The following is a 25,344-nucleotide window of genomic DNA, read 5'->3' as shown; positions in this document are numbered from 1 at the left end:
TGAAAGAAAAACCCTGCCAGCTGTTTGTTCTTTAATTCTGTTATCCTCTTTTTCTTCTCTGCCAACTTTCTCTTTTTCCTTAATTTCTCATTCTTTACTGGACTCCAATATAAATTGTATTTCCTTATAACCTGATATATCTTCCACCCCGATATCTTTTCTCCATATATCTTCTTATAAAGCACTGATAGTTTCTCTTTTCCATACCTTATATATTGTTTCCTTAACTTCTTTATCCTTAATTCCTCTTCCCACGTAATTTCATGTCCCCTTTTATTTATAGGTGCTTTACTCATATCTTCTAATCCCTTTAATCCTAATAGTTTATACCTCCCATACCACTTATAAAATGTTTTCCTACTTATCCCATAATACCTACTTACCAATGAAGCATTCTCTTCATGACTCTTATAATACTTTATCCACTTTAATCTCTCTTTACCTTTCTTCGATAAATGGACTATCTCACACCCTTTGCTTACTACTTCTCCTTTCCTTAATGGTATGAACTTCTTTGCATACTTGTATCCCATTTTTTCTTCCCAGTTCTTCCTCTATTTTATATAAATCCCTAAACTTTTCAAAAAACTGGCAGGTGTTACCTATGTATCTTAACTTCTTCACTCAAAAGAAATTAGAAAATTTTATAAATGTATTATTGCTTCTATTTGAAATTTATATCAATTATAGTTTAAAAAAACAATAAGGATGGTAAAATATAAGAAAATTTTAAAATGGGTAAGAACTAAAATGGGAAAAACAAAAATTCAAATAGAAAAAATAATTGAAAAGATGAGGGATTTTGCAAAGAAAAAGGGTATAGATATTTATCTTGTTGGTGGCTATATAAGAGACAATCTTTTAAGAAAGAAAAGTGTTGATGTAGATTTTGTTATGGAAGAGGATGCTTTAAAGATAGCAAATGAATTTTCAAAAATGTATAATTTGCCTACACCTGTATTTTATGGAAGGTTTGGAACAGCAATGATTGAAATCAATGGAATAAAAGTTGAATTTGCAACTGCGAGAAAAGAAAGTTATCCAGATGATACCAGAAAACCAATTGTTGAGAAATGTAATATATATCAGGATTTATTAAGAAGGGACTTTACTATCAATGCAATTGCAGAAAACTTAATTACAGGTGAAATACTTGACCCATTTGAGGGAAGACAGGATATTAAGAGAAAAATTATAAAAACACCAACCGACCCGGATAAAACATTTTATGATGACCCGCTAAGGATTTTAAGAGGCATAAGATTTTCTACAAGATTAAAATTTAAGATAGAAGATAAAACAAAAGAAAGTATGAAAAAAAATGTTTATAGAATAAAAATAGTTAGCCAGGAAAGAATAACTGATGAGATTTTAAAAATTATTTCAGCAACCAAACCATCGGATGGATTTTATTTGATGGATGAAATTGGAGTTCTTGAAATTGTTTTACCGGAAGTTTTTTCTCTTAAAGAAAAAAGAACAGACCATCCATGTAAGGACCTATTTGAGCATACATTGAAAACACTTGATAATATTAGCAGACATACAAGAAATGTTTATTTAAGATTTTCTGCACTTATACATGATATAGGTAAACCAGCAACCTTAAAAGTTGAAAATGGGAAAGTGAGTTTTCATAGACATGAATTTTTAGGTGAAAAAATGAGTTATAAAATATGTAAAAGGATGAAAATAAGCGATGAAAATGCAAAATTTATTGGAAAACTTATAAGATTTCATTTAAGGCCACATCTTTTAGCAAAAGAGAATCCAACTGATAGTGCTTTAAGAAGATTTATAAAAGAAGTGGGAAAAGATATAAAAGCACTTTTTACACTTGCAAAAGCAGATATTACAAGTAAAAATGAAATAAAGGTAAAAAAAGCAATTGAAAAGTTAGAGAAACTTGAAGAAAGAATAAAAGAAATAAATAAAAAAGATAAGTTATCTTCGTTTAAACTTGCTATTGACGGTTTTGTTATAATGGATATTTTAACAATTAAACAAGGTAAGGAAGTTGGATTTGTTAAAAATTACCTTGAAAATTTGGTCTTAGATGGAATATTGCCTAACAAAAAAACTTATCTTAAAAGATATTTGAAGGAAAATAAAAAAGAGATTTTACATAAAATAAAAAAAGAACTACAATTGAAATGATAGAGGAATTTGTTGGGGTAAGTGCCTGTCTTGTTGGTGAGAATTGTAGATATGATGGAAGAAATTCTCTTAATAAGAAAGTTGTTAATTTTATCAGTAAGAAAAATTTAATTATTTTTTGTCCAGAAATTCTTGGTGGATTGCCTGTTTTGAGAGAACCAGCAGAAATAAAATACGGAAATGGAAAAGATGTTTTGAATAAAAAGTGTAGAGTTATTAATAAAAAAGGTGAGGATGTTACAGAATATTATGTAAAAGGGGCAGAAATTACTTTTAGAATTTTAAAAATGTATAATGTGAACTTTGTAATTTTAAAACAATTAAGTCCTGCATGTGGAAAAGGGAAAATTTATGATGGTAGTTTTAGTAAAAAAATAATTGAAGGAAATGGTGTTACAGCACAGTTTTTGTTAGACAATAGAATTGGAGTAATAACAGAGGAAGAACTATGAATAAAGAAATAATCTGGGCTCCATGGAGAATTGGGTATATAAATAAAATTGAAAAAAGAAAATGTTTTTTATGCTATGGTTATAAATCAAAAAAAGACAAAGAAAATTTTGTTGTTTATAGAGGAGATGTTTCTTTTATTATTATGAATATTTTCCCATATAATAATGGACATCTAATGGTAGCACCTAAAAGGCATATAAAAGATATTACATCTGTTAACCAAAAGGAAGAAATAGAAATAATGCAGTTGATTAAGAAATCAGTTAGTATTTTAAAAAAAGTATTAAATCCAGATGGTTTTAATATAGGACTGAATTTAGGAAAAGTTGCCGGGGCAGGGCTTGATGACCATATTCATTTTCATATAGTTCCAAGATGGAATGGTGATACTAATTTTATGCCTGTGATTTCCAATACAAAAGTTATACCACAATCACTTTCTGAACTTTATTCTGTCCTTATAAAAGAATTCAAATAATAAGAGGGAAAAAATGTATATTGCTGATTTTCATATTCATTCAAAATATAGTAAGGCAACAAGTAAAAATATGGTAATTGAAGAATTAACAAAATGGGCAAAATACAAGGGAATAAATATTCTCGGGACAGGAGATATTACACATTTTATGTGGTTTTATGAGTTAAAAGGAAAACTCAAACAAACAGATAGATATGGTATATATACTTTTAATGGAGTTGATTTTATTTTAACAGGGGAAGTGAACAATATTTTTGAGCAAGACGATGTTATTAAAAAAATTCACAATATAATTTTTCTTCCTTCTTTTGAAGTAGCAGAAAAATTTAACAGGAAGATAGAAAAATATGGGGACCTTAACGCTGATGGAAGACCAATATTACATCTTTCCTGTATTGACCTTTTGAACATTATAAAAGAAATAAATGAAGATATATTTGTTGTTCCTGCACATATATGGACTCCGCATTTCTCCGTGTTTGGTGCAAATTCTGGTTTTAATTCTATTTACGATTGTTTTGGGAGATTTACTTCTGAAATTTTTGCTCTTGAAACAGGATTAAGTAGTGACCCTGAAATGAACTGGATGGTTTCACCTCTTGATAGGTTCTCTTTAATTTCTAATTCAGATGCTCATTCTCCTTTAAAAATTGGCAGAGAATCTAATGTTTTTAAAGATAAATTTAATTATTTTGAGTTAATAGAAATTTTAAGAAATAAGGATAAAGATAAATTTTTAATGACAATTGAGTATTTTCCAGAAGAAGGAAAATATCATTTTGATGGACATAGAAATTGTAATGTTTGTTTTTCACCAGAAGAAAGTGCAGTTAATAACAATAAGTGTCCTGTTTGTGGTAGAAACTTGACGATTGGAGTTATGCACAGAGTTTATGACCTTGCTGATAGAAAAAGAGGAGAAAGACCAAAAAAATACATTGATTTTAAAAAACTTGTACCTCTTATTCAAATTATAAGTAATGTTTATAAAAAAGGTGAGGACTCAATAGAAGTTAGAAATCATTATATTGAAATTATTAAAAAAACAGGTTCAGAATTCTCTGTTCTTATTCAAATACCAGAAAATGAATTATTAAATACAATTGATGAAAAAATTGCAAAAGGTATTATAAGTGTAAGAGAAGGAAATGTTAAAATAAATCCAGGATATGACGGTGAATTCGGAAAAGTTGAAATACCATGTGAATCTTGTTCAATTGAAGACCAGCCGACCCTTTTTTAACTTTTTTTATAGGAAATTTTTATTTAGAAAAAGGTCTGTTTTTTTTAAATTGGTCTCTTTGTTTTTTTTGCCTATATCATTTTTATATTTATTTGTAATAACATTAAAAAGGTGTTTCTCAAAGAAAAGAAAGTATAAATTTTTTATTATAAGTGTTGGGAATATTATAACAGGGGGAACAGGGAAAACATTATTGGTAAGTGAAATTATTAAAAAAGTCATTTCCTTGAATTATAAAATTGCAGTTGTCAGTTCTATTTTTAAAAAAGAAAAAGGAGAGAGTATTCCATATGATGAAGTGATAATGATTAAAAATAATTTCCCTTCAATAATTATTTCAGGAGATAAAACACCATCTGGTTTGGAAAAACTTGAAGAAATGGGAATTGAAATAGTTGTAATTGATGATGGTTTTCATTGTCAGTGGGTTGAAAAAGATGTTGATATACTTATGTTTGATTCTTCAAACCCTTTTGATAACAAATTGTTAATTCCATCAGGACTTTTAAGAGAGCCAGTTTCTTCTATAAAAAGAGCAGATGTTTTTATAATAAGTTATCCTCATTTAGTTGGAGAGAAGGAAAAATATACTCTTCTTACTTTTTTACAAAAACAGGAAAAACCAATATTTTTTTTAAAAATAAAACCAGTTTATCTTTCAAATGGTAAAGAAAAAGTTCTTTTAGAAGAAGTAAAAGGTAAAAAAATTCTTTGTTTTGCTGGAATTGGAAACCCTTTTAATTTTTTTCTGACAATTTCCCAATTAAAACCTGAAAAACAATATTCTGTTGTTTTTCCTGACCATTTTAATTACAAAGAAAAAGATATAAATGAAATAATGGAATTTTTTAAAAAAGAAAATATTGACTTTATTGTAACTACTGAAAAGGACTATGTGAAAGTTCAAAAATTTATAAAAGGTAATATCCCTTTTTATTTTTTGAAAATTGAAGGGGAGATAGAGGATAAAAATAATTTTGACAAACTTTTATGTAATAAGATAAATATAAAAATCTAAATCCTAACTGAACCCCATTAAAGCAGCCCTAATTTTTAGCATCTAAATAGGGTCTTTCTTATTTAAGTTGCACTTAAAGTATTTAATCTAGGGTTTAATAAACCGCAATGTCCGCCAGAAGCGGATCTGCCTCGGGCATGATTGATGAATTTTTAACCTGAAATAATTTATATCTTTATATCCATATGCCATTTCCACAGGCTCGCCCGTAGGGTCCTCGCTTTTGGCTACGGATCCCCTCAGGACTACGCCCGAGGGATCCTGCGGACTTTTTAATCTTTTAATTTTATTATTAAACCCTTCTGAAATAGCGAAACTTACTTTTCCAAAGGATCCTGTGGACTTATAAAACCAGTTTAGAATATATTTCATTTTCTCTTGACATTTATATCCTAATTGAATAAATACATCTAAACCACTTGATAATGCCTGCTTAATCCAATTCTCTAAGCATTCTTTTGCTTCTTCAACTCTTTCATGTGTATAAACTTCTAAAAAACTCTCTTTTAATAACATCTATTTATATATAGAAATGTTTATTTCATATAACTTATCGAGATATCCCTTCTGTTTTTCATTAAGTTTATTTTTATTCTTAAAAAGAATAAATCGCTGCTTACAATTTGTTAATTCTACTAATTCTTCATTCCCTTCTTTCCTCGCTTTGTTTAATTCATCTCTTTTATCTACATCAATTACATTGGTTAAATACCTGTGTTCTTATAAATTACTTCATCTACGCTGATATGAATTGCACTCGGTATTGGTATTAATTTCTCTTTTGCCTGTTTTTCCAACATCTCTTTGTATATCCTATAAACTACTTCATCGCCTAATCCTAAATACCACCCCGCCTCTTGATTTGTCGTTATAGCCGTTAATCTGTTTACTTGCTTGGCAAATCTATATGTAAATCTTGACCTCTTATTTAACCATTCTATTTTCTCTGTATATATTTTGTTATCCCTTGAACAACGATATAACCGCTTCTTTACATGAAGAAATACTCTCCTTTCACTTATAGGTAAATCTTCTACTATTACTTCTTTTTCACTATGATATCCTTGTATATGTTCCTCTCCACATCCTGAACATATTGCTGGTTTCCTCTTATATGGCTCTATTTTTAGATGTATTTCTTCCTCTGTTAAAGATAAAATTTCTACTACTTTACATCCTTCAATATTTAGTATTTTTGTTAGTGTGTTTAAATCCATTTTCTCTCCTAACTTTAATATTTCCATATCTCTTTGAATATCAATAACTTTAAAATATTACTGCAACTTTTTTAAGAAAGAACCATATATTTTAGTATTTCTTTGAAATTTGGAGTAAAAGGTGTTTTTTTATTTTTTGTTGGGCATATTCTTGCTGATTTTCTCTGGTATTCTATTGTTTCATTTGCTTTATGAAAAAATAAAAAATTTATTAGAGAAAATATATATGTAATTTTATGTAATATTTGTGGCGTGTTTTTGATGGGATTTTCGTTTTTTTTATTTTTTAAGTTTATCCTTTGATTGTTTAGATTTACCACATTTTGTGCAGAAATTCATTTGTATTGTATCTAAAATAAAAGTTGTTTTTTTTCCACAGTTCTCACAATATTCTTTCATAACAAATTCAACAGGCAAATTGCAATTTATTTTGTTTCCGCACCAGATACATTCAATCCCATCTTCAATAACTTTAAAAGTTGCTATGTCTTCCGATGTACATCCACAACTTAATCCTTCAATTCTATTCTTATAAATAATTGTCATTTTCCATTTCCTCTCACAGGACTCTTTAAAATAATATCTTTTTTTACCATCACTCTAACAATAAAACAGATAATTTTTCTAATACTTCATGAATTGTCTCTACTGGTAAAGTGCATATAAATTTTGCTTTTCTTGCCTGCCAATCTAAACTTTTTATCTGGTCAGAAAGTATTGCACCTGTTATTATTAGTCCATCAGGAATAATTACTTCAAATGGATAACCCTTAATTTGATTTGTAATAGGACAGAGAATAACCAGCCCAACTTTGTTATTATATGCTAATGGTGAAATCACTACAGCAGGTCTGCGTCCTGCTTGTTCATGTCCTGCCTGAGGATTTAAGGAAATATAAATAACATCGCCACGCTGTGGGATATACTTTTTCTTTTTTACCACACTTCACCACCCATTGCAGAACCAGTATCCACTTCATTATGGAGATTTTTTTTATTTACTTTTGATAGAAGTTGTTGCAAATTCATTTTGGGTTTAACTTTTGGAGATATAACAACTTTTCCATTTTTTAGTAGTATCTCAACAGGTGAATTATTCTCTATTCCAATTTCTTTGGCAATTGTCTTGGGAATACGGATAGCGAAACTATTGCCCCATTTTTGAATACGAGTTTCCATATCAATGCCTCCTATTAAGTATCTACATTAAAGATACATCAAAAATCTTTTTTTGTCAATAGAAGGAATTAAATCATAATAAATCTAACTGAATAATTTTCCACAAATTGTGATATGTACAAGAAAAAGGTTATTTTACAAATTCTTTAACTTTTGATTTTAAACTTAAAAGAAGTTCTATATTTGAGCGAGTGTTTTTTATCATAGTTATCATTTTCTCCATTGCTTCAACTTCATTTAATGGTGCAAGCATTTTTCTCAATAACCACATAAGTTGAAGTTCATCTGGGTCAACTAATAGTTCTTCTCTTCTTGTTCCTGACCTATTAATGTCAATAGCAGGGAAAGTTCTTCTATCGGCTAACTTTCTTTCTAAATTTAGTTCCATATTCCCTGTGCCCTTAAATTCCTCAAAAATAACATCATCCATTTTGCTTCCTGTGTCAATCAGGGCAGTTCCAATTATTGTTAAGCTTCCGCCTTCTTCTATGTTTCTTGCAGCACCAAAAAATCGTTTTGGTTTATCAAGTGCAGTTGATTCAAGACCACCTGTCATGATTTTTCCACTATGTGGAACTAAAACATTATATGCTCTTGCAAGTCGTGTAATACTGTCAAGAAGTATTACAACATCATTTTTATGTTCAACAAGTCGTTTCGCTTTTTCTAAGGCAATTTCCGATACCTGTATATGCCTTTCAGGTGCTTCATCAAAAGTGGCACTTATAACTTCTCCCTTTACAAGACGTCTCATTTCTGTAACTTCTTCTGGCCTTTCTGCAACAAGCAAAACAATAAGAACTACTTCTGGGTTATTTTCAGCGATTGCATTTGCTATTTTTTGCAGAATTACTGTTTTTCCAGCACGAGGTGGAGAAACAATAAGACCTCTTTGTCCTTTACCAATCGGAGTAACTAAATCAATTACTCTTGTTGTAATTTCATCAGAAGTTGTTTCAAGTATAAACCTTTTATTGGGATGTATAGGAGTTAGTTCTTCAAAGGGAATTCTACTTTGTAGTTTTTCAGTCGGTTGACCATTTACCATTTCAACTTTTAAAAGTGCAAAATATTTTTCGCTATCTTTTGGTGGTCTTATTTGTCCTGAAACATTATCACCTGTTTTAAGTCCAAATTTTTTTATTTGAGATGGGGAGACATAAATATCATCAGGACCTGGAAGATAATTGTAACTTGGCATCCTTAAAAAACCAAAACCATCTGGTAAAATCTCAAGAACTCCCTCTCCAAATAAAACTCCATTTTTGTTTATTTGTGTTTCCATTATTTTGTACACCAATTCATCTTTTTTCAGTCCACTTATTCCATTAATTCCCATTTCTTTTGCTATCTTTTGAAGTTTTGGGATTGTCAATGTAATAAGATTTGAAACATTTATTTCTTTTTGATCCATTTTTCCTCCCCATATTTGTTGGAATATTGCCAAATTTTAATTAGTTTTTTTCTTAACTTTTTATTTTTCATGGATAATTGAAGAAAAATAAGAGAAATTTTCATTTATAATTTTATTGTGATATGATTTTTTTAATTATTTCTTTAACAATTTTTTCGGTTTGACTAATTGTTCCAGAATTATCAATAACAAAGTTTGCATTTTTTTCTTTATATATTAGAGGAATCTGATTTCTCCATCTTAATTCGACTTCTTTACTACTAAATTTTTCTTTTAGTCTTTCTTTGATTATTTCAGGAGATGCACTCACAACTAAAATAAAATCAAACTTTTTTTCTGATTTTGTTTCAAATAAAAGAGGAATTTCTACGATTATTATACCTTTCTTTTTTATTTTGTCAATATCTCTTTTTATTTTTTTATCTATTTCCTTAAAGACGAGTGGGTGAATTAAATTTTCAAGTTCTTTTTTTTTGAGTTTATTTTTAAAAATTATATCACTTATTTTTTTTCTATCAATTTTCCCATCTTTAACTATTTCTTTTCCGAAAATTTTGATGAGTTTCTTTTTTATATTTTCTTTTTCAAGAAGAAAATGTACTATCTCATCACAGGAAATAACTTCTATCCCATATTTTTTAAAAATTGAAGTTACTGTTGATTTTCCAGAGCCAAATATACCTGTTACTCCAACTCTTTTTATTTTTTCCATAAAAATTAATTCTTTATGTTCCTGTTTTCCATGAATTAAGATATTCTTTTTGTTCTCTGGTTAATTTATCAATTTTTATATTAAGTGATTTTAATTTCAATTCAGCAATTTTTTTATCAATTTCCTCAGGGACATCATAAACATCTGGTTTTAAGTTAGGATGCGTTTTTAGGTACAGGTGAGAAAGGAATTGATTGGCAAAACTCATATCCATAACTGATGAAGGATGTCCTTCTGCACATGCAAGATTTAAGAGCCGTCCTTCTCCTAATAAATAAATTTTTTTTCCATTCGGGAGAGTGTACTGGTCTAATTGTTCTCTTATTCTTATTTTTTTCCCTATTTTTTCAAGTTCTTTTACATCTATTTCTACATTGAAATGTCCAGAATTTCCAAGAATTGCTCCATCCTTCATTTTCATTATTTCTTTTATTGTAATTACACTACTATTTCCTGTTGCTGTTATAAAAATATCTCCTATTTCTGCTGCTTTTGATATTGGCATAACAAAAAAACCATCCATTGTTGCTTCTAATGCGGTTAATGGGTTCACCTCACATATTATAACTTTTGCGCCCATTCCAGCAAACCTTTTTGCAATACCTCTTCCGCACCATCCATATCCACAAACAACAGCAATTTTCCCTGCAAGAAGTATATTTGTACTTCTTAAAATACCATCAATTGTTGATTGCCCGGTTCCATATCTGTTATCAAAAAAATGCTTTGTTTTTGCATCATTTACTGCAATAACAGGGAATTTTAATATTCCCTTTTTTGCCATATTTTTTAGTCGTATAACTCCTGTTGTTGTCTCTTCAGTTGCTCCAATTATATTTTTAGCATAGTCAGGACTTCTGTGAAGGGCAGTAATAAGGTCTCCTCCATCATCAACAACAAGATTGAGATTTTTTTCCATAACTTTTTTTATGTTTTCATAATATTCTTTTTCATTTTCTCCCTTTTTCCCAAAGACAGGTATTTTCTCTTCTTTTACTAAATATGCTGCAACATCATCCTGAGTACTTAATGGATTTGATGCACATAGATATACATCACCTCCTGCTTTTTTGAAATTTATAACAAGATTTGCTGTCTCTGATGTTATATGAAGACAACACCCAATTTTTGTTCCAGCAAAAGCATTTTTTCCTAAAAATTCCTTTCTTAAAAGGGAAATAACTTTCATTTCATTGTAAGCCCAATTAACTCTTTTTTCCCCAGTTTCTGAAAGACCAATATCTTTTATTGAATATTCCATCAGGTCTCCTTTTTAAATATAAATATTCATAAGCAATGCTTATTTAAGCACATAGTCACAAAGTGTTTCAATATTCTCCAAAAAGAAAGCGGACAGGTCCGTAATGTGCGCCAGGAACTATGTCAGATTTGCCATGTTGTATGGTGAACTTTTTATCGGATAGAATACAAAAACGAAAGTTTTAAATTTTATGTTGTAATTTTAACTTTTACACTTTCAATTTTAAATTTATTCTTACTACCGCTACTTTCAGTCAACATAAGTTGTCTAAGCACTTTTTTTAAACATATCAACACTATCTATATATTCCCATTTAAATTCTTTCTCTTCTCTTCCAAAGTGTCCATAACACGCTGTTTTTCTATAAATTGGTCTTAATAAGTCAAATTTTTTGATAATACCAGCAGGAGATAGGTCGAAATTTTCTCTAATAATTTTTGATATTTTTTCTTCTGGGATAATTCCTGTATTGTATGTATTTACCATTATTGAGACAGGTTGTTTTAAACCAATTACATAGGCAAGTTGTATTTCACATCTTTTGGCAATACCACTTGCGACTATATTTTTTGCAAGGTATCTCGCACAATAAGAAGCAGACCTATCAACTTTTGTCGGGTCTTTCCCTGAGAAACATCCTCCTCCATGACTGCCAACTCCACCATAAGTATCAACTATAATTTTTCTTCCAGTTACACCAGTATCAGCAATAGGTCCACCTATTGAAAAAATACCTGTTGGATTTATAAAAATTTTCGTTTTCTTACTGCGAATTTCATTAGGTATTATATCATTTATAACAGTTTCAGTTAAGTCATCTACTATCTTTTTATGAGAAATTTCAGGATTGTGTTGAGCAGATAAAACAACACATTCAACTGTTTTTGGTATTTCATTTTCATATTTAATAGTTACCTGTGATTTTCCATCAGGTCTTAAATAATCAACAATCTTCTTCTTTCTCACTTCTGCAAGCCGTTTTGTAAGTTTATGAGCAAGAATTATTGGAAGAGGCATCAATTCAGGAGTTTCATTTGTTGCATATCCAAACATCATTCCCTGGTCTCCTGCTCCTCCTTTATTAACACCAATTGCTATATTGGGAGATTGTTCTTGAATGGAAGTTATAATTCCAATTGAATCATAGTAAAAACCAAAAGATGGTTCTATATAACCAATATCTTTAAGAATATTTTTTACCAGAAATGGAATTTCAACATAACCCCTTGTTGAAATTTCTCCTGCAACAAAAATTAATCCTCTTGTTGTAAGTGTTTCACATGCGACCCTTCCATTTTTATCCTGACTTAATACCTCATCAAGTATTGTATCAGATACCTGGTCACATATTTTATCCGGATGTCCTTCGGTTACTGATTCAGATGTAAATAAAAATGTTTTACTCAAACTTTCCTCCTTTTAATTGGTCTTTTAAATATATTATTTCTTTTATTTCAGTTGGGTCTATTTTATTTAAAAGAGAAAGATAATAACTTACCCAATCACCAAGAATTACAAAATAAAGCATTTTTTCTATAAGTGAATTACCTTTTCCTTCAACTTTTAATGTCTCAATTCCTTTTCCCTGTATTATTTTTTCTGTTATTTCAAATCTTTTTTTAGTTCTATTATTTTCTTCATTATGTATGAAAAATAAACATATAATTTTCTTTAAGAACCACACTGGAAAATGAAAAGACATAATCTCATTATGATTCATTTCAGGGAAAACATTTATAAATGAAAATGCTTTTGAATTCTCAGCAATTTGTGTTTTCCATCTCAAAAGGCATCCAAATATAAAATTATCCGAATAGAGAATAGGAACTTTATTATGGATTTTTTTTGCTATGGTAATAGCATAATTATTCTCTGTCTCTGAAAATGATTTGACAATTTCATCAATTTTTTGAAAAAGTTTTTTCTCAATTTCTGGAAGGAGACCAAATTGTTGTAATATTCTGTAAGATGCAAAAAACAAATATCCAAAAGCACATCTTGGAGGCATCCCAGAAGGAATTTTTATAAATGGTAAATTTTTTTCCACTGATAATTTTTCTAATTCCCCATTGCTTGAAATAATAAAAGTATTTGCTTTTTTTTCAATTGCCTGTGTAAAAGTGGAAATAGTTTCTTCTGTATTTCCAGAATAACTTGTTATAAATACAATTGTTTCATTATCAGCAAAAGAAGGTATATCGTAATCTCTACTTATTGCAAAAGGAATATGAGAATGTTTTTCAACAATAAATTTTAATATATCACCACTTATAGCAGAACCGCCCATCCCGCAATAAATAATTTTGTTAAATTTTATGTTTTCAGGAATAAATGAGGGAAGAAGAGAATATCCACTTATACAATGCTCTCCAAATTTTATAAGTAAATCACGCATATTTGATTTATCAATTTTCTTTATCTCTTTTTCAATCATTTTTTGTTTTCCCCCTTATTTTAATTCCTCTTTTAAGAAATTTATAATTTCATTATTTGTATTAAATTTAAAAACCTCTTCTGATATTTCCTTTAAGTCCTGATATTTTTTATTTATAAGTTTTTCTTTTACCAGTGGTATTGAAATAGGAGCCATACTTAATTCATCAATTCCCATACCAACGAGTAGACAGGCGATATCAGGTATGGAAGCCATTTCACCGCATATTCCTACTTGAATTTTGTTTTTCTCTGCATTTTCAATTGTTAATTTAACCATTTTTAAAACAGATGGGTGGCAGGGCTGATAAAGATGAGTAATTTTTTCATTTAACCTATCAACTGCAAGAGTAAATTGAATAAGGTCATTAGAACCAATAGAGAAAAAATCCACTTCTTTTGCAAGTTTATCAGAAATTAAAGCAGCAGATGGTATTTCAATCATTGTTCCTAATTCTATTTCTTTAAATTTTTTATTTTCTCTTTTTAATTTCTTTTTCACATCTTCTATTACTTTTTTCCCCTCAATTACTTCTTCTAATGTTGCAACCATTGGAAACATAATTTTAATTTCTCCATAAACCGAAGCACGCAAAATTGCTTTTATTTGTGTTTCAAATATATCTCTTCTGTCCAAACAAAATCTTATTCCTCTCCACCCTAAAAATGGGTTTGTTTCTTTTTTTTCAAAGATACCTGGAAGAATTTTATCTCCTCCTATATCTATTGTTCTTATTATTACTGGTTTATTTTTAACTCTTTCTGCAATATTTTTATAGGCATAAAATTGCTCTTCTTCATCCGGTAAATTTTTTCTATTGATATAAAGATATTCTGTTCTATAAAGACCGATTCCATCATATCCATTTTTTTCTGCTACAATGATTTCTTCAGGAAATGCAATATTAGCGAATAATTTTATTTCTTTTCTATCTTTTGTTTTACATTTTAAATTTTTTAAAAGTGATATTTTTTTCCTTTTCTTCTTCAATTCCTCTTTTTTCTTTTTATACTCATTTATTACCTGGTTGGTTGGGTTCACTATAACTATTCCTTCTTCCCCATCCACAATTAGTCCATCACCTGTTTTTATTACTTTAGTTGCTTCTCCTACACCAATAACAGATGGAATTTCAAGTGCCCTTACCATAATTGCAATATGGGATGTTTCACTTCCTATGTCAGTAACAATACCTTTTACAAGTTTTCTGTTGAGAGCTACAATTTGAGATGGTGATAAGTCATCTGCAACAATTATTTCTCCTTCGCCAATAACTTTCATAGAGGGTATATCTTTTAAATTTGAAACAATTTTTTCAACAACATCAAGAATATCCCTTCTTCTATCTTTAAGAAAGTCCTTTTCACTTTTTCCAAATATTTCACCTAATTTAAAAATTACTTTTTTTAGAGAACTTTCAACATTAAGTTGTTCTTCTTTTATTATTTTTACAGTTTCATCTCTTAAATTTTTATCTTGAAGAATAGAAAGATGAAAGTTGAATATATCTGCATATTCTTTTCCTATACTTTCTTCTAAGTTTTTTTTTAATGCAGTAATTTCTTCAATTGTTTTTTTAATTGCTTCATCCAATTTATTTATTTCTTCTTTAATATCTTTTTTGGGAATTTTGTATTCCTGAGACAAAAGAAAAAAATTTTTCCAGACAAAGCCTTTCCCAAATACTATATCGGAAAAGACACCAATTCCTTTTAATTTTTCCATATATTTCAAGTCCTTATAAAAATTTTTATAACAGGAAGAAAATTTTATCCTACATTATTAAGTTTTTGTTCATCTTCTTTTATTAAATCAATTATTTCTTCTGGGGATTGAGCATCTTTCAAAGCATTTCTGAAGACCCTGTCTTTTAACAATCTTGCAATCTTTGCAAGTGCTTTAAGATGCAGTCCAACAGATTTAGTGGGAGCAAGAACGAGAAAGACAATGTTGACTTGTTCTCCATCTAAGGAATTGAAATCAATTCCTGTTTTTGAAATACCAAGGGCAGCAACAAGATTTTCAATCTGGTCACTTTTAGCATGAGGGACAGCAATTCCCTGTCCTATTCCTGTTGAGCCTAATTTTTCTCTTTCCATAACTGTTTCAAGTATTTCTTTTTCATCCTTAATAAATCCATTTTCTTTCAATTTTGTAAGTAGTTCTTTTATTGCTTCTTTTTTTGTTCTACTTCTCATTCCGATTATAACACATCTTTTATCAAGAAAATCAGTTATTTTCATTTTTTCTCCTCCTTTTGGATTCTTTTAATATGACCTTATTTTTTGCTTCTGTCAATAACTATATCGTGTAATTGTGCCAATTTTCTTTTTGTTTTGTCAATTAGAAAGTCTATACATTTAGATATATTTTTCTCTTTTTCTTTCAAGAAAATAGTATGCTTTTTTGTTTTTATATCAATTTCAGAAATATAAAATGGACCATCTTTTTTTATATAAATATCTGCATTACCTTCATCAAAAATAAACTTTTCTAATTTTTCAACTTTTTTATTTAAGTACTCTTGAAATTTATCATCTAATTCTATATTTGAATGTATATTAATTTTCATTTTCTCCCCCTCCCAATGATATGATTTCCATATCTGAAAAAAAGAATTTTAATATTTCTCTGTAATTTTTTCCACTTTCTGCCATCTTTTTTGCTCCCCACTGACATAGTCCAACTCCATGACCATATCCATACCCTCTAAAAATAAAATCATTATCTTTTTTTTCAACATCAAACATGGTACTCGGAAGAAGTAATGGATTTTCAAAGTATACATTCGTTGCTGAATTTATTTGTAATCTAAATTTATGTCCGGATAATTGTATTACTCTACCACCCTTTGTAATTAAATTCAAATTTTTTACTCTTCCAGATGCATCTTTTTCTACAATTTCAATTTTATCTATATTATATAATCCGAAAATATCGGATAAATAATCGCTACTATATTTCTTTTCCCATGAATAATATGGTGTTCCTTTACAATAATCATCTATTATACCATTTATACTACCATTATAATTTCCTCCCCAAACAGATGAGGGTGAAGTAGTTTTGCCTCCACAACAGGCATGAAAAAAGACTTCTACAATTTCTCCATTAAAAGTTAAAATCTCGTCCTTTGTCTCATCAACTGCATTTCTTATTTTTTGACTATTACATACTTTATAGACCTGGTTATAAATTGAGTTCTCTATATCATAGGAAAGCCCATTTTGTTTATTTTTTTTTGATGTGAAAAGTAAATATGTCCTTGAAACAACTGCCTGCGCTTTAAGTGCTTCATAAGGGAAATCCTCACCAATTTCTCCTGAAAGAACACCAGAAAGATATTCATCAATATCTAAAATTATATATTTATTTTGAGATTCTTTAATATATATGTTTCCAGAATAAGGTGCTTTTTTAACTTCATCTGATGAACAATTGTTATATTTTCCTATAGTAATATTTTCAGCAGAACAAAAAATTCCACTTATAAGAAACCAAAAAATAAAACTATTTTTCAGGAATAATTTTAACATTTACATTTCCTTTTATTTGTAAAGTGTTCTTTTCTAAAAAGTAATAAATTTTTTCTCCAGAAAAAATATTGTTTTCTCTTTTTATTACAGGTGAAATTTCCATAATCATTTCTTTAGCCATATCATTATATGTTAATTTACCGCATTCTGCTTCCATTATTATTTTCCCGCTTACTTTATCTTTTTGCGTAATTTTTATATTTCCAGTAAAAACTACATTTTGAATTTGTTTGTTTTCTGGCTGTATTGTTATCTCAGCAGTTCCTTCTTTTCCTGTTTTTATTTCTATAATGTCTGTCTCACCTTTTATATAAAAAGATGGACTATTTACTTTTATATCTTTTTCATTTATTTCTGCTCCTTCTCCAATTATTGTTAAATTAAAATTTTCAGAAAATTGTTTAAAAGAAAATTTTTTTAATTGACTTTCATCAATCTTTTTATTTTCTACCTGTTTTCTATTACACCCTGGTAAAATTAAAATACAAAAAAATGCCAAAACTGTTATAATAAATATTCTTTTTTTATTTTTTCCCATTTTCCTATTTTTTTTGTAAGTTTTTCAACACCTTCTCTAAAAGCACCTTCTCCGCCCTTTCTTTTGCAAACATAATTAACTATTTCTTTAATTTCTTCAACTGCATCAGAAGGACATATTGAAAAAGATGCTTTTCTTATAGGTTTTATATCCTGTAAGTCATCACCCATATAACATACATTGTCCCACTGTAAATTATTTTCCTTTAAAAAGCCTTCAATAAATTTATCTTTTTCTTTTATTCCTTCAAAATACAAATTTACCCCAAGTGATAGAAACCTATTTTTTGTTTGAACTGAAACATTACTGCTCAAAATTGCTATCTCTATTCCCACAATTTTTAGCATTTTTATCCCAATACCATCCTTTACATTAAATTTTCTGTAAAGGCAATCATTTATATAAAATAACCCTCCATCTGTCATTACGCCATCAACATCAGATATAAAAATTTTTATATTTTTAATACTCAATTCCAAATTCCTTCTTTCCTAAAAGGTCATGTAAATGAACCACTCCTTTTATCTTTTTATTTTCATCAACTATTGGTAGTGCCGTAATTTCGTACTTTTCCATAATTTCCATTGCTTTTACAGCCAGAATATCTTCATCAATTGTTTTTGGGTTTTTAATCATTACCTCTTTAATTTTTAATTTCGTAATATCTATGTCTTTTGCAAGTAATCTTCTTATATCTCCATCGGTTATTATACCTGTTAAACAGTTATTTTTGTTAATTGCAAGTGTAAAGCCCAAATTTTTTCTATTTATTTCTTTTATACCATCAATAAGTGTCCTGTTCTCATCAACTATTGGAATATTTTCTCCTGTTTGCATAATATCTTTAACCCTTAACATTAACCTTTTTCCGAGATTCCCTGCTGGATGAAAAAATGCAAAGTCCTGCTTTTTAATATTTTTTATGTTCATAATAGTTAAAGATAATGCATCTCCTATTACAAGAGCAGTGGTTGTACTTGAAGATGGAATTATTCCAAAATTATCTGCTTCTGTTATTTCTCCTGTTTCAATTACTATATCGCTATATTGTCCAAGTGTTGATTTTGTTGTAGCAGTTATTGATATAATTTTTGCACCAATTTTTTTAATTGATGGGACAATTCTAATTAGTTCATCTGTTTCTCCACTATTTGAAATTAAAAGAACTACATCATTTTTAGAAACAACTCCAAGGTCACCATGAACAGCATCACCTGGGTGAAGAAATATGGAAGAAATTCCGATTGATGCAAATGTCCCAACTATTTTTCTTCCAATAATACCACTTTTCCCCATTCCTGTTATTACAACTTTCCCTTCTAATGATTTCAATGTTTCAACTGCCTCAGCAAAACTATCTCCTAAATTCTCTTTTACTCTTTCCAGATTCTGACATTCAATTTCAATAATTCTTTTCCCAAATTCTATTATTTCTTTTTTACTCATTTTTTTAGTAAATTATTAATAAAACCTGTTCATATTTAAGTGTAGAGCAGAGAGAAAAGTTTCCCCTCATTTCCACCCTCGCCCGTAGCTCTACGGGCGAGCTTTCTCCTCCAAGGGAGCAGGAAATATCCCTCTCTCTTTCTGCCTCTCCCCACAGGGGAGAGGATGGAGGTGAGGGGGAATTTTATCTTTTGGTTTTCACTTTGTGTCTCTGTACCTTTCATTTACACTTGCTACTTTCCTTAATCAATCTCAATGGTTTTCCTTAATACCAAAATTATACCTGCTATATATTTATAATTTCCTCTGGTTTAGTACTGTCAAAATCACTATCAAAACTTACAAGAGTTAGACCGTACTTTTCAGCAGATACATATTGATATGTATCATCAAAATCTAAATTGAATTTCCCTATTCGTTGTCCAAGTTTAATCATAATTAGAGAAATTGAGTGAAAATAAAAGTCCATTATAAAAAGAAGTTCAGAAGATATTTTATTTAAAAAATTTTTAACTGCTGGTAATTCTTTCTGGTCAAGAAGTCGTTCTAACCATACATTAGTATCAACAAGGTACATTAATCAATCCCCTCTCCACTTTAATGATTCTTTTTGAAGTTCCAATGAAGTGTACTTGGAACGGTATTGTTTTAATGCATCAGCCCAGTCCTGAGTGATTTCTTCCCTGATATTTTTTGGTGCTTTTCTAACAGAAAACTGATAAAATCCTCCACTTCTTTTTGAAGATATAACGGCAATTTTTTAATTCTTTCCTCTATTTTTAATTCACTCATTTTCTTCTCCTCTTATAATATTACAATACATTTCTTATAAAGTAAATTTTCTTTACGCCAGGTCATACAGACCAGGTCATTCGGAGAATATAATTACTCATTTTTTTATTGCATAATAAATATTTTTTAAAATTATCAAAAGTTCTTCAACATCCTCTAATTTTAACATATTTGGTCCATCCGATAGTGCCTTTTCTGGTTCAGGATGAATTTCCATAAATATACCATCTACTCCAACTGCAATGGCTGCCTTTGCAAGATATGGAACAAGCTCTCTATTTCCTCCTGATTTTTTTCCCATTCCACCTGGTTTTTGAACACTATGAGTGGCATCAAAAATAACAGGATATCCAAGGCACCTCATAATTGGAATACCTGTGAAATCAACTACAAGATTGTTATATCCAAAACAGACACCTCTTTCTGTTATTAAAAGGTTTTTGTTTCCTGTTGATTCAAATTTTTCAATTATATTTTTAATATCCCAAGGAGCAAGAAATTGCCCTTTTTTGATATTTACTGGTTTACCTGTTTTTCCTGCCTCAATTATAAGGTCCGTCTGTCTTGAAAGAAATGCAGGAATTTGTAAAAGGTTCACAACTTTTGCAACTTTTTCTATTTGCTCTATACAATGAACATCTGTTGTTATCGGGATATTAAGTTTTTCTTTTACATTATTTAAAATTTCAAGTCCTTTTTCAATTCCAGGTCCTCTATATGAGTTTATTGATGTTCTATTTGCTTTGTCAAAAGATGCTTTGAATATAAACGGGATTTGATGTTTTTCACATATATTTTTAAGTGTCTCTGCTGTTTGGAAAACAATTTCTTCGTTTTCAATAATGCATGGTCCACCTATTAAACAAAAAATATTTTCTCCACCTATTTTTACATTTTTTATTCTAATTTCTTTTGTCATATTATAAAAATATTAAAAAAGTTTTTTAGCAAAGCACAATGTTTTAATAATGTAAAATGTAAAGCGTAAAAATAAAGTGTAAAATTGAAAATTGCAAAAGATAAAAACTTTTTAAATTTTAAGTTATAATTTTGAATTTTACATTTTCCATTTTTAATTTACTATTTATCAACCAGGTGGCCAATTCATTATTCTGCCACCCATTAAATGGTAATGTAAATGCTCAACACTTTGTCCAGCAAACTTATTAGTATTTATAACAATTCTGTATCCATTTTCTTTTATACTAAACATTTCTGCAACTTTTGAACAAACAATTAACATTTTACCAAGTAATTTTTCATCTTCTAAATTGTATAACTTATCAATGTGTTTTTTAGGTATTACTAAAATATGAACAGGTGCCTGTGGATTTACATCCTTTATTCCTATACAATCATCATCTTCATAGACCTTTTCTGCTGGAATTTGCCCTTTTATAATTTGACAAAAAATACACTCGCTCATTTTCTTTCTTTTGTTAAATTTTTTGGAACTTCTTCCTCTATATATGACTGAATTATATCTCCTTCCTTAAAATTGGTAAAATCAGAAACTATAATTCCACATTCAGTATTTTTAGGAACTTCTCTTACACTTTCTTTAAATCTTTTCAAACTAACAAGTGAACCCTCATATATAATCTGTCCATCTCTAACAACTTTTGCTTTTGAATTTATAATTACTTTTCCATCAACTACAAGGCATCCTGCAACTGCTAAATTTTTTCCAACTTTAAAAACCTTTTTTACAATTGCCTGCCCAGTAAGGGTTTCTTTTGTTTCTGGTATTAACATACCTTCAATTGATTTTGATAAATCATCTATAAGGTCATAAATTATATTGTATGTTTTTACTTCAACATGTTCTTTTTTTGCCAGGTCCTTTGCTTTTGGTTCAATTGCTACATTAAATCCAATTACTATACCATTAGAAGCATCTGCAAGCAAAACATCTGACTCAGAAATTTGTCCTGTTCCACTATGTAGAATATTTATTTCTACTTCATTTTGGGGAACCTTGCTTATTGCTTCTTTAATTGCATCAATTGAACCAGAAGTATCACATTTTAAAATAATTTTTAATTCTTTTATAATTCCTTTTTCAATTTCCTTATAAAGGTCTTCAAGAGTTATCTTTTTTACTGGTTGAATAATTGTTTTTTTATTTTTCTCTTCGGCTATTCTTCTGCCTTCTTTTTCTGAATCTACCACTAAAAATTTTTCTCCTGGTTTAACAGTGTTATGAGAACCTAATATTTCAACAGGAGTGGTAGGACCTGCTTTGGTCAATCTATTTCCTTTATCATCAAACATTGCTTTTACTTTTCCCCATGTATTACCAACAACAAATGAGTCAGAAATATTTAAAGTTCCATTTTCTACAATAATTGATATTAAAGGTCCCATTTTCTGGTCAAGTTTTGATTCAATTACAGTTCCTTCACCTTTTCCTGTTGGGTCTGCTTTAAGTTCTAACATTTCCCCAACAAGAATTATCATTTCAAGAAGGTCATTTATACCCTGTCCTGTATAGCCAGAAACAGGTACAAAAATAGTGTCTCCACCCCAGTCATCTGGAATAACACCAATTTCAGAAAATTGCTGTTTTACTCTATCTATATTAGCGTTTGGTTTGTCAATTTTATTTATAGCAACAATAATTGGAACATTTGCTGATTTTGCATGATTTAATGCTTCAATTGTTTGTGGCTTAATTCCTTCATCAGCAGCAACGACAAGAACTACAATATCTGTAACTTTTGCTCCTAATGCTCTCATTGCAGTAAATGCTTCATGTCCAGGAGTATCAATAAACACAATTGGATGGTTATTCACAACTATTTTATAAGCACCGATTTTCTGTGTTATTTGCCCTGCCTCTTGTTCAACTACTTTTGTTTTTCTTATTGAATCAAGAATTGTTGTTTTTCCATGGTCAACATGTCCCATAACTGTTACAACTGGACCTCTTGGAATAAGATTTTTTGATATTTTTTTTTCTTTTTCCTTTTCTTTTTCTTCTTCGCCTTTTATAACTTCGCAAATATAACCTTCTTTATCACAGAGTTTTTTTATTGTATCAAGAGAAATGGATTGATTTATATTTGCAATTATTCCCATTTCCATAAGGTCTTTAATAACTTTTGAAGGTGATAAATTAAATTTTTTACTTATTTCCCCAACTGTTTCATTTTCACTAACTTTTATTACTTTTTTAACTTTTTCTTCAACGGTTGTTGGTTTAGTAATTTTTTCCTCTCGGGAAAGATATTCTTTAAATTTTTTATATTCCTCTTCTGAAAGAGCACTTAAATGTGTTTTATTTTTTATTTCAAGTGTTTCAAGAATCTCAATCACTTTTTTACTATGTACACCAAGTTTTTTAGCAATTTCATATATTCTCATTTTTTTATATAATTCCCTGCTTTTGTAATAATTTGTTGTGCTTGTTCTTCGGGTATTTTCAATAAATTAGCAATTTCAGAGACATCTGCCTCTGAAAGGTCTTTTAATGAGTTATACCCATTTTTTGCAAGAATTTCTGCCATTTCTTCTGTAAGTTCATCTATTATACTTATTGCTGGTTTTACATTTTCCGCGAATTCAGATTTTTTATAAACTCTTATATCCCAATTAGTTAATTTTGATGCAAGACGGACATTTTGTCCTCTTTTCCCAATTGCAAGAAATAACTGGGAATCGTCAACAATAGCAATTGCTTCTCTTTTTCCTTTTTTTAAAATAACTTTTTCGCATTTAGCAGGGCTTAATGAATTTTCAATAAATTTAGTTATATCTCTATCCCATGAAATAATTTCTATCTTTTCTCCATTTAATTCTTTAACTATGTTTTTAATTCTTAATGACTTATTTCCTATACATGTTCCAACAGGGTCAATTTTTTCATCTTTTGAATATACTGCTATTTTTGTTAGATCACCAGGGAATCTTGCTATACCTTTGACTATTATTATACCTTCCTTAATTTCGGGAATTTCTTTTTCAAGTAATTTCAAAATAAAATTTGGATGAGTTCTTGAAACAATTAACTGAAATATCCCTTTATTTGGTTGCCTTACTTCTAATAAATATGCTTTTATTGGGTATCCAATTTTAAAATGGTCATTTGGTAATTTATGATGTTGAGGTAGCAGTCCTTCTGCTTTTCCAATGGAAATTACAACATGCCCATCTTCAAATCTTTCAACCATTCCACTTATTATCTCTCCTTCTAATTGTTTAAACTCATTATAAATGGTAATTTTTTCTGCTTCTTTCAATTTTTTGAGAATAACCTGTTTTGCTGTTTGAGCAGCAATTCTTTCCCATGGAAAAGAAGGAGGTGCAATTTCTTCACCCTGGTTATCCAAAAATTTTATCTCCCCTGTTTCCGGGTCTATTTTTATATCAACATTGCTGGGTAGTCCTGCTTTTTTCCTGTAAACAGATAAAAGCCCTTTTTCAAGTGACTCAATTAAATATTTTTTCTCAATCCCTTTTTCTTTCTCCCAGTATTCCAATAAAAAAGCCAAATCTGTCTTCATTTTTATAAAACCTCCAAGTTTAATTGTATTAAATTTCTTTTCTCTTGTCAACAACCCTAAAAATTTTCAATTAGATTATGATAGAAAACTGCTTTTTGATTTGAAAAGTTTGAAATTTAAATTTTTAATGAAGGTAAATATTTACTCAACCCTGTCTTTCTGATAAGAATATTTATCTACTTTTGTACTCTATTAAAAGCAGAGTGAGCAAGTTAAAGTTCAAATTTTTTTATCAATTAACCTTTAACATATCTACTATTAATTGAGAAATTTTAATTCTGTTTTCATTATGCCCCCCAAGTTGTTGTCAAGTGTTCTGCAGGTCCTTAATATGTGTGGGTTTTGATATATTTTTTAAAAAACAAAAATAACTACTGAAAGGTAATATTTTTGCAGGTTTAATATACACACTTATTAGTATAGAAAAGAGGAAAAAGAAAAACAGGCAGGTGAAATGAAATTTTGGGGATGCTGCCGTTTTGTGGAGGATGAATAAAGCATTTTTAATTAATAAAGTTAGTTATTTTCATTATCCACGAAAACTTGGATAACTCATGGAAAGTTACCCACATTATCCACAAATTCTACTGCTGTTTTTTTAAAAAACAAGATTTTTATTAGTAGGTGATGTCAAAATTTACACAGGGATATTATTAAAAAAGTGGTGTAGTATCAACTGCCGATTAGGGGTGCATTTAAGGTGCTTATTGACAGGAAGGTAACAGGAGAATATTTAGGGGTAATAACCCCAGAAGGATTGAAAGAACCAGGATATAGAATTAATAGACCAACAACATGTAAAGAGTATGGAGCAAGTTGGTTTTTAATAAAAGAGAATGAAGAAGTAATAGATAAACTAAAAAATACTTTTCCAATTTTCTGGAAGGAATTATTTATACTTTCTGTTTGTAGGTTATTATATCAATCACCTTTAAAACATATGGAATTACATTATCAAGAT

31 protein-coding genes are annotated in these 25,344 nt (G+C 29.1%); 6 read left to right on the top strand and 25 right to left on the bottom strand.

The window, feature by feature from the left end; translation table 11 throughout:
- The coding region (locus PLW95_04855) for a helix-turn-helix domain-containing protein (GenBank protein ID HOV21994.1) at positions 1 to 533 on the bottom strand (533 nt) is incomplete at its 3' end.
- Positions 534 to 708: 175 nt separating this feature from the next.
- On the opposite strand from PLW95_04855, the gene PLW95_04850 reads away from it, so the two are divergent.
- Genes PLW95_04850 through lpxK form a run of 5 tightly spaced genes read left to right on the top strand, consistent with a single transcriptional unit; the run spans position 709 to position 5,349 of the window.
- A complete protein-coding gene (locus PLW95_04850; protein HOV21993.1) occupies positions 709 to 2,157 on the top strand; it encodes an HD domain-containing protein in 1,449 nt (482 codons plus the stop codon).
- Complete coding sequence (locus tag PLW95_04845) at positions 2,154 to 2,609, top strand: DUF523 domain-containing protein (GenBank protein ID HOV21992.1); 456 nt, start codon at positions 2,154 to 2,156, stop codon at positions 2,607 to 2,609. The genes PLW95_04850 and PLW95_04845 overlap by 4 nt, the downstream gene beginning before the upstream one ends.
- A complete protein-coding gene (locus PLW95_04840; GenBank protein ID HOV21991.1) occupies positions 2,606 to 3,088 on the top strand; it encodes an HIT domain-containing protein in 483 nt (160 codons plus the stop codon). The genes PLW95_04845 and PLW95_04840 overlap by 4 nt, the downstream gene beginning before the upstream one ends.
- Before the next feature lie 13 nt (positions 3,089 to 3,101).
- A complete protein-coding gene (locus tag PLW95_04835; GenBank protein HOV21990.1) occupies positions 3,102 to 4,331 on the top strand; it encodes an endonuclease Q family protein in 1,230 nt (409 codons plus the stop codon).
- Positions 4,258 to 5,349, top strand: a complete 1,092-nt coding sequence (gene lpxK / locus PLW95_04830) for a tetraacyldisaccharide 4'-kinase (GenBank protein HOV21989.1) — start codon at positions 4,258 to 4,260, stop codon at positions 5,347 to 5,349. Before PLW95_04835 ends, lpxK begins: the two co-directional genes overlap by 74 nt.
- A gap of 87 nt (positions 5,350 to 5,436) precedes the next feature.
- Here lpxK and PLW95_04825 read toward each other — a convergent pair whose 3' ends face one another.
- The 24 genes from PLW95_04825 to nusA all read right to left on the bottom strand — a co-directional run bounded on the left by PLW95_04825 (position 5,437) and on the right by nusA (position 24,383).
- Positions 5,437 to 5,865, bottom strand: coding sequence for a transposase (locus tag PLW95_04825; GenBank protein HOV21988.1), 429 nt, complete (start codon positions 5,863 to 5,865; stop codon positions 5,437 to 5,439).
- Positions 5,866 to 6,053: 188 nt separating this feature from the next.
- Entirely contained in the window at positions 6,054 to 6,566 is a 513-nt protein-coding gene (locus tag PLW95_04820) for a transposase family protein (GenBank protein HOV21987.1), read from the bottom strand.
- 279 nt (positions 6,567 to 6,845) lie between these two features.
- Positions 6,846 to 7,112, bottom strand: coding sequence for a hypothetical protein (locus PLW95_04815; GenBank protein ID HOV21986.1), 267 nt, complete (start codon positions 7,110 to 7,112; stop codon positions 6,846 to 6,848).
- Between the two features lie 49 nt (positions 7,113 to 7,161).
- A complete protein-coding gene (mazF, locus tag PLW95_04810; GenBank protein ID HOV21985.1) occupies positions 7,162 to 7,509 on the bottom strand; it encodes an endoribonuclease MazF in 348 nt (115 codons plus the stop codon).
- On the bottom strand, positions 7,503 to 7,745 hold the full coding sequence (locus tag PLW95_04805) for an AbrB/MazE/SpoVT family DNA-binding domain-containing protein (GenBank protein HOV21984.1): 243 nt from the start codon (positions 7,743 to 7,745) through the stop codon (positions 7,503 to 7,505). The genes mazF and PLW95_04805 overlap by 7 nt, the downstream gene beginning before the upstream one ends.
- A 130-nt stretch (positions 7,746 to 7,875) precedes the next feature.
- On the bottom strand, positions 7,876 to 9,159 hold the full coding sequence (rho, locus tag PLW95_04800) for a transcription termination factor Rho (GenBank protein HOV21983.1): 1,284 nt from the start codon (positions 9,157 to 9,159) through the stop codon (positions 7,876 to 7,878).
- Between the two features lie 112 nt (positions 9,160 to 9,271).
- Entirely contained in the window at positions 9,272 to 9,871 is a 600-nt protein-coding gene (gene coaE / locus PLW95_04795) for a dephospho-CoA kinase (GenBank protein HOV21982.1), read from the bottom strand.
- Between the two features lie 13 nt (positions 9,872 to 9,884).
- Positions 9,885 to 11,132 carry an adenosylhomocysteinase gene (gene ahcY, locus PLW95_04790; protein HOV21981.1) on the bottom strand — a complete coding sequence of 416 codons (1,248 nt, stop codon included), beginning with the start codon at positions 11,130 to 11,132 and terminating at the stop codon, positions 9,885 to 9,887.
- 267 nt (positions 11,133 to 11,399) lie between these two features.
- A complete protein-coding gene (gene metK / locus PLW95_04785) occupies positions 11,400 to 12,539 on the bottom strand; it encodes a methionine adenosyltransferase (GenBank protein ID HOV21980.1) in 1,140 nt (379 codons plus the stop codon).
- The gene (locus tag PLW95_04780; GenBank protein HOV21979.1) at positions 12,532 to 13,566 is read right to left on the bottom strand and encodes a bifunctional phosphoglucose/phosphomannose isomerase; all 1,035 of its coding nucleotides are present in this window, start codon (positions 13,564 to 13,566) and stop codon (positions 12,532 to 12,534) included. Before PLW95_04780 ends, metK begins: the two co-directional genes overlap by 8 nt.
- Positions 13,567 to 13,581: 15 nt before the next feature.
- Complete coding sequence (gene ptsP / locus PLW95_04775) at positions 13,582 to 15,291, bottom strand: phosphoenolpyruvate--protein phosphotransferase (GenBank protein ID HOV21978.1); 1,710 nt, start codon at positions 15,289 to 15,291, stop codon at positions 13,582 to 13,584.
- A 44-nt stretch (positions 15,292 to 15,335) separates the two neighbouring features.
- Positions 15,336 to 15,809, bottom strand: coding sequence for a PTS sugar transporter subunit IIA (locus tag PLW95_04770; GenBank protein HOV21977.1), 474 nt, complete (start codon positions 15,807 to 15,809; stop codon positions 15,336 to 15,338).
- Positions 15,810 to 15,844: 35 nt separating this feature from the next.
- Positions 15,845 to 16,138: an HPF/RaiA family ribosome-associated protein gene (locus PLW95_04765; GenBank protein HOV21976.1), complete on the bottom strand. Its 294-nt coding sequence runs from the start codon at positions 16,136 to 16,138 to the stop codon at positions 15,845 to 15,847.
- Positions 16,128 to 17,102: a SpoIID/LytB domain-containing protein gene (locus tag PLW95_04760; protein HOV21975.1), complete on the bottom strand. Its 975-nt coding sequence runs from the start codon at positions 17,100 to 17,102 to the stop codon at positions 16,128 to 16,130. Before PLW95_04760 ends, PLW95_04765 begins: the two co-directional genes overlap by 11 nt.
- Positions 17,077 to 17,640, bottom strand: coding sequence for a hypothetical protein (locus PLW95_04755; GenBank protein HOV21974.1), 564 nt, complete (start codon positions 17,638 to 17,640; stop codon positions 17,077 to 17,079). The genes PLW95_04760 and PLW95_04755 overlap by 26 nt, the downstream gene beginning before the upstream one ends.
- Positions 17,607 to 18,113, bottom strand: a complete 507-nt coding sequence (locus PLW95_04750) for an HAD hydrolase family protein (protein HOV21973.1) — start codon at positions 18,111 to 18,113, stop codon at positions 17,607 to 17,609. The genes PLW95_04755 and PLW95_04750 overlap by 34 nt, the downstream gene beginning before the upstream one ends.
- Positions 18,103 to 19,086 (bottom strand): KpsF/GutQ family sugar-phosphate isomerase, encoded by a 984-nt coding sequence (locus PLW95_04745; protein ID HOV21972.1) that lies wholly within the window; start codon positions 19,084 to 19,086, stop codon positions 18,103 to 18,105. Before PLW95_04745 ends, PLW95_04750 begins: the two co-directional genes overlap by 11 nt.
- 35 nt (positions 19,087 to 19,121) lie before the next feature.
- On the bottom strand, positions 19,122 to 19,310 hold the full coding sequence (locus tag PLW95_04740) for a hypothetical protein (GenBank protein ID HOV21971.1): 189 nt from the start codon (positions 19,308 to 19,310) through the stop codon (positions 19,122 to 19,124).
- Between the two features lie 62 nt (positions 19,311 to 19,372).
- A complete protein-coding gene (locus tag PLW95_04735; protein ID HOV21970.1) occupies positions 19,373 to 19,663 on the bottom strand; it encodes a hypothetical protein in 291 nt (96 codons plus the stop codon).
- Between the two features lie 71 nt (positions 19,664 to 19,734).
- Positions 19,735 to 19,878 (bottom strand): DUF2281 domain-containing protein, encoded by a 144-nt coding sequence (locus PLW95_04730; protein HOV21969.1) that lies wholly within the window; start codon positions 19,876 to 19,878, stop codon positions 19,735 to 19,737.
- A gap of 97 nt (positions 19,879 to 19,975) precedes the next feature.
- Positions 19,976 to 20,797 (bottom strand): 3-deoxy-8-phosphooctulonate synthase, encoded by an 822-nt coding sequence (kdsA, locus tag PLW95_04725; GenBank protein ID HOV21968.1) that lies wholly within the window; start codon positions 20,795 to 20,797, stop codon positions 19,976 to 19,978.
- A 168-nt stretch (positions 20,798 to 20,965) separates the two neighbouring features.
- Positions 20,966 to 21,304, bottom strand: coding sequence for a histidine triad nucleotide-binding protein (locus PLW95_04720; GenBank protein HOV21967.1), 339 nt, complete (start codon positions 21,302 to 21,304; stop codon positions 20,966 to 20,968).
- Positions 21,301 to 23,244 carry a translation initiation factor IF-2 gene (gene infB, locus PLW95_04715; GenBank protein HOV21966.1) on the bottom strand — a complete coding sequence of 648 codons (1,944 nt, stop codon included), beginning with the start codon at positions 23,242 to 23,244 and terminating at the stop codon, positions 21,301 to 21,303. Before infB ends, PLW95_04720 begins: the two co-directional genes overlap by 4 nt.
- Positions 23,241 to 24,383, bottom strand: a complete 1,143-nt coding sequence (nusA, locus tag PLW95_04710; protein HOV21965.1) for a transcription termination factor NusA — start codon at positions 24,381 to 24,383, stop codon at positions 23,241 to 23,243. Before nusA ends, infB begins: the two co-directional genes overlap by 4 nt.
- Before the next feature lie 700 nt (positions 24,384 to 25,083).
- Between nusA and PLW95_04705 the strand changes: the two genes are divergently transcribed.
- Positions 25,084 to 25,344 (top strand): hypothetical protein (locus PLW95_04705; protein ID HOV21964.1); only part of this gene is annotated, 261 nt, incomplete at its 3' end.

This window comes from bacterium, from assembly GCA_035370465.1.
Classification (GTDB): Bacteria; Ratteibacteria; UBA8468; order B48-G9; family JAFGKM01; genus JAGGVW01.
Note: the sequence above shows the minus strand (reverse complement) of the source record. Positions and strands in the feature narration are given on the sequence as shown.

Bases quoted from the DNA above. Each gene is read 5' to 3' on its own strand.
- PLW95_04850 (HOV21993.1), top strand. From the start codon at position 709: ATGGTAAAATATAAGAAAATTTTAAAATGGGTAAGAACTAAAATGGGA.
- PLW95_04845 (HOV21992.1), top strand. From the start codon at position 2,154: ATGATAGAGGAATTTGTTGGGGTAAGTGCCTGTCTTGTTGGTGAGAAT.
- PLW95_04840 (HOV21991.1), top strand. From the start codon at position 2,606: ATGAATAAAGAAATAATCTGGGCTCCATGGAGAATTGGGTATATAAAT.
- PLW95_04835 (HOV21990.1), top strand. From the start codon at position 3,102: ATGTATATTGCTGATTTTCATATTCATTCAAAATATAGTAAGGCAACA.
- lpxK (HOV21989.1), top strand. From the start codon at position 4,258: ATGACGGTGAATTCGGAAAAGTTGAAATACCATGTGAATCTTGTTCAA.
- PLW95_04825 (HOV21988.1), bottom strand. From the start codon at position 5,865: ATGTTATTAAAAGAGAGTTTTTTAGAAGTTTATACACATGAAAGAGTT.
- PLW95_04820 (HOV21987.1), bottom strand. From the start codon at position 6,566: ATGGATTTAAACACACTAACAAAAATACTAAATATTGAAGGATGTAAA.
- PLW95_04815 (HOV21986.1), bottom strand. From the start codon at position 7,112: ATGACAATTATTTATAAGAATAGAATTGAAGGATTAAGTTGTGGATGT.
- PLW95_04805 (HOV21984.1), bottom strand. From the start codon at position 7,745: ATGGAAACTCGTATTCAAAAATGGGGCAATAGTTTCGCTATCCGTATT.
- rho (HOV21983.1), bottom strand. From the start codon at position 9,159: ATGGATCAAAAAGAAATAAATGTTTCAAATCTTATTACATTGACAATC.
- coaE (HOV21982.1), bottom strand. From the start codon at position 9,871: ATGGAAAAAATAAAAAGAGTTGGAGTAACAGGTATATTTGGCTCTGGA.
- ahcY (HOV21981.1), bottom strand. From the start codon at position 11,132: ATGGAATATTCAATAAAAGATATTGGTCTTTCAGAAACTGGGGAAAAA.
- PLW95_04780 (HOV21979.1), bottom strand. From the start codon at position 13,566: ATGATTGAAAAAGAGATAAAGAAAATTGATAAATCAAATATGCGTGAT.
- ptsP (HOV21978.1), bottom strand. From the start codon at position 15,291: ATGGAAAAATTAAAAGGAATTGGTGTCTTTTCCGATATAGTATTTGGG.
- PLW95_04770 (HOV21977.1), bottom strand. From the start codon at position 15,809: ATGAAAATAACTGATTTTCTTGATAAAAGATGTGTTATAATCGGAATG.
- PLW95_04765 (HOV21976.1), bottom strand. From the start codon at position 16,138: ATGAAAATTAATATACATTCAAATATAGAATTAGATGATAAATTTCAA.
- PLW95_04760 (HOV21975.1), bottom strand. From the start codon at position 17,102: ATGTTAAAATTATTCCTGAAAAATAGTTTTATTTTTTGGTTTCTTATA.
- PLW95_04755 (HOV21974.1), bottom strand. From the start codon at position 17,640: ATGGGAAAAAATAAAAAAAGAATATTTATTATAACAGTTTTGGCATTT.
- PLW95_04745 (HOV21972.1), bottom strand. From the start codon at position 19,086: ATGAGTAAAAAAGAAATAATAGAATTTGGGAAAAGAATTATTGAAATT.
- PLW95_04740 (HOV21971.1), bottom strand. From the start codon at position 19,310: ATGAAAGGTACAGAGACACAAAGTGAAAACCAAAAGATAAAATTCCCC.
- PLW95_04735 (HOV21970.1), bottom strand. From the start codon at position 19,663: ATGTACCTTGTTGATACTAATGTATGGTTAGAACGACTTCTTGACCAG.
- PLW95_04730 (HOV21969.1), bottom strand. From the start codon at position 19,878: ATGAGTGAATTAAAAATAGAGGAAAGAATTAAAAAATTGCCGTTATAT.
- kdsA (HOV21968.1), bottom strand. From the start codon at position 20,797: ATGACAAAAGAAATTAGAATAAAAAATGTAAAAATAGGTGGAGAAAAT.
- PLW95_04720 (HOV21967.1), bottom strand. From the start codon at position 21,304: ATGAGCGAGTGTATTTTTTGTCAAATTATAAAAGGGCAAATTCCAGCA.
- infB (HOV21966.1), bottom strand. From the start codon at position 23,244: ATGAGAATATATGAAATTGCTAAAAAACTTGGTGTACATAGTAAAAAA.
- nusA (HOV21965.1), bottom strand. From the start codon at position 24,383: ATGAAGACAGATTTGGCTTTTTTATTGGAATACTGGGAGAAAGAAAAA.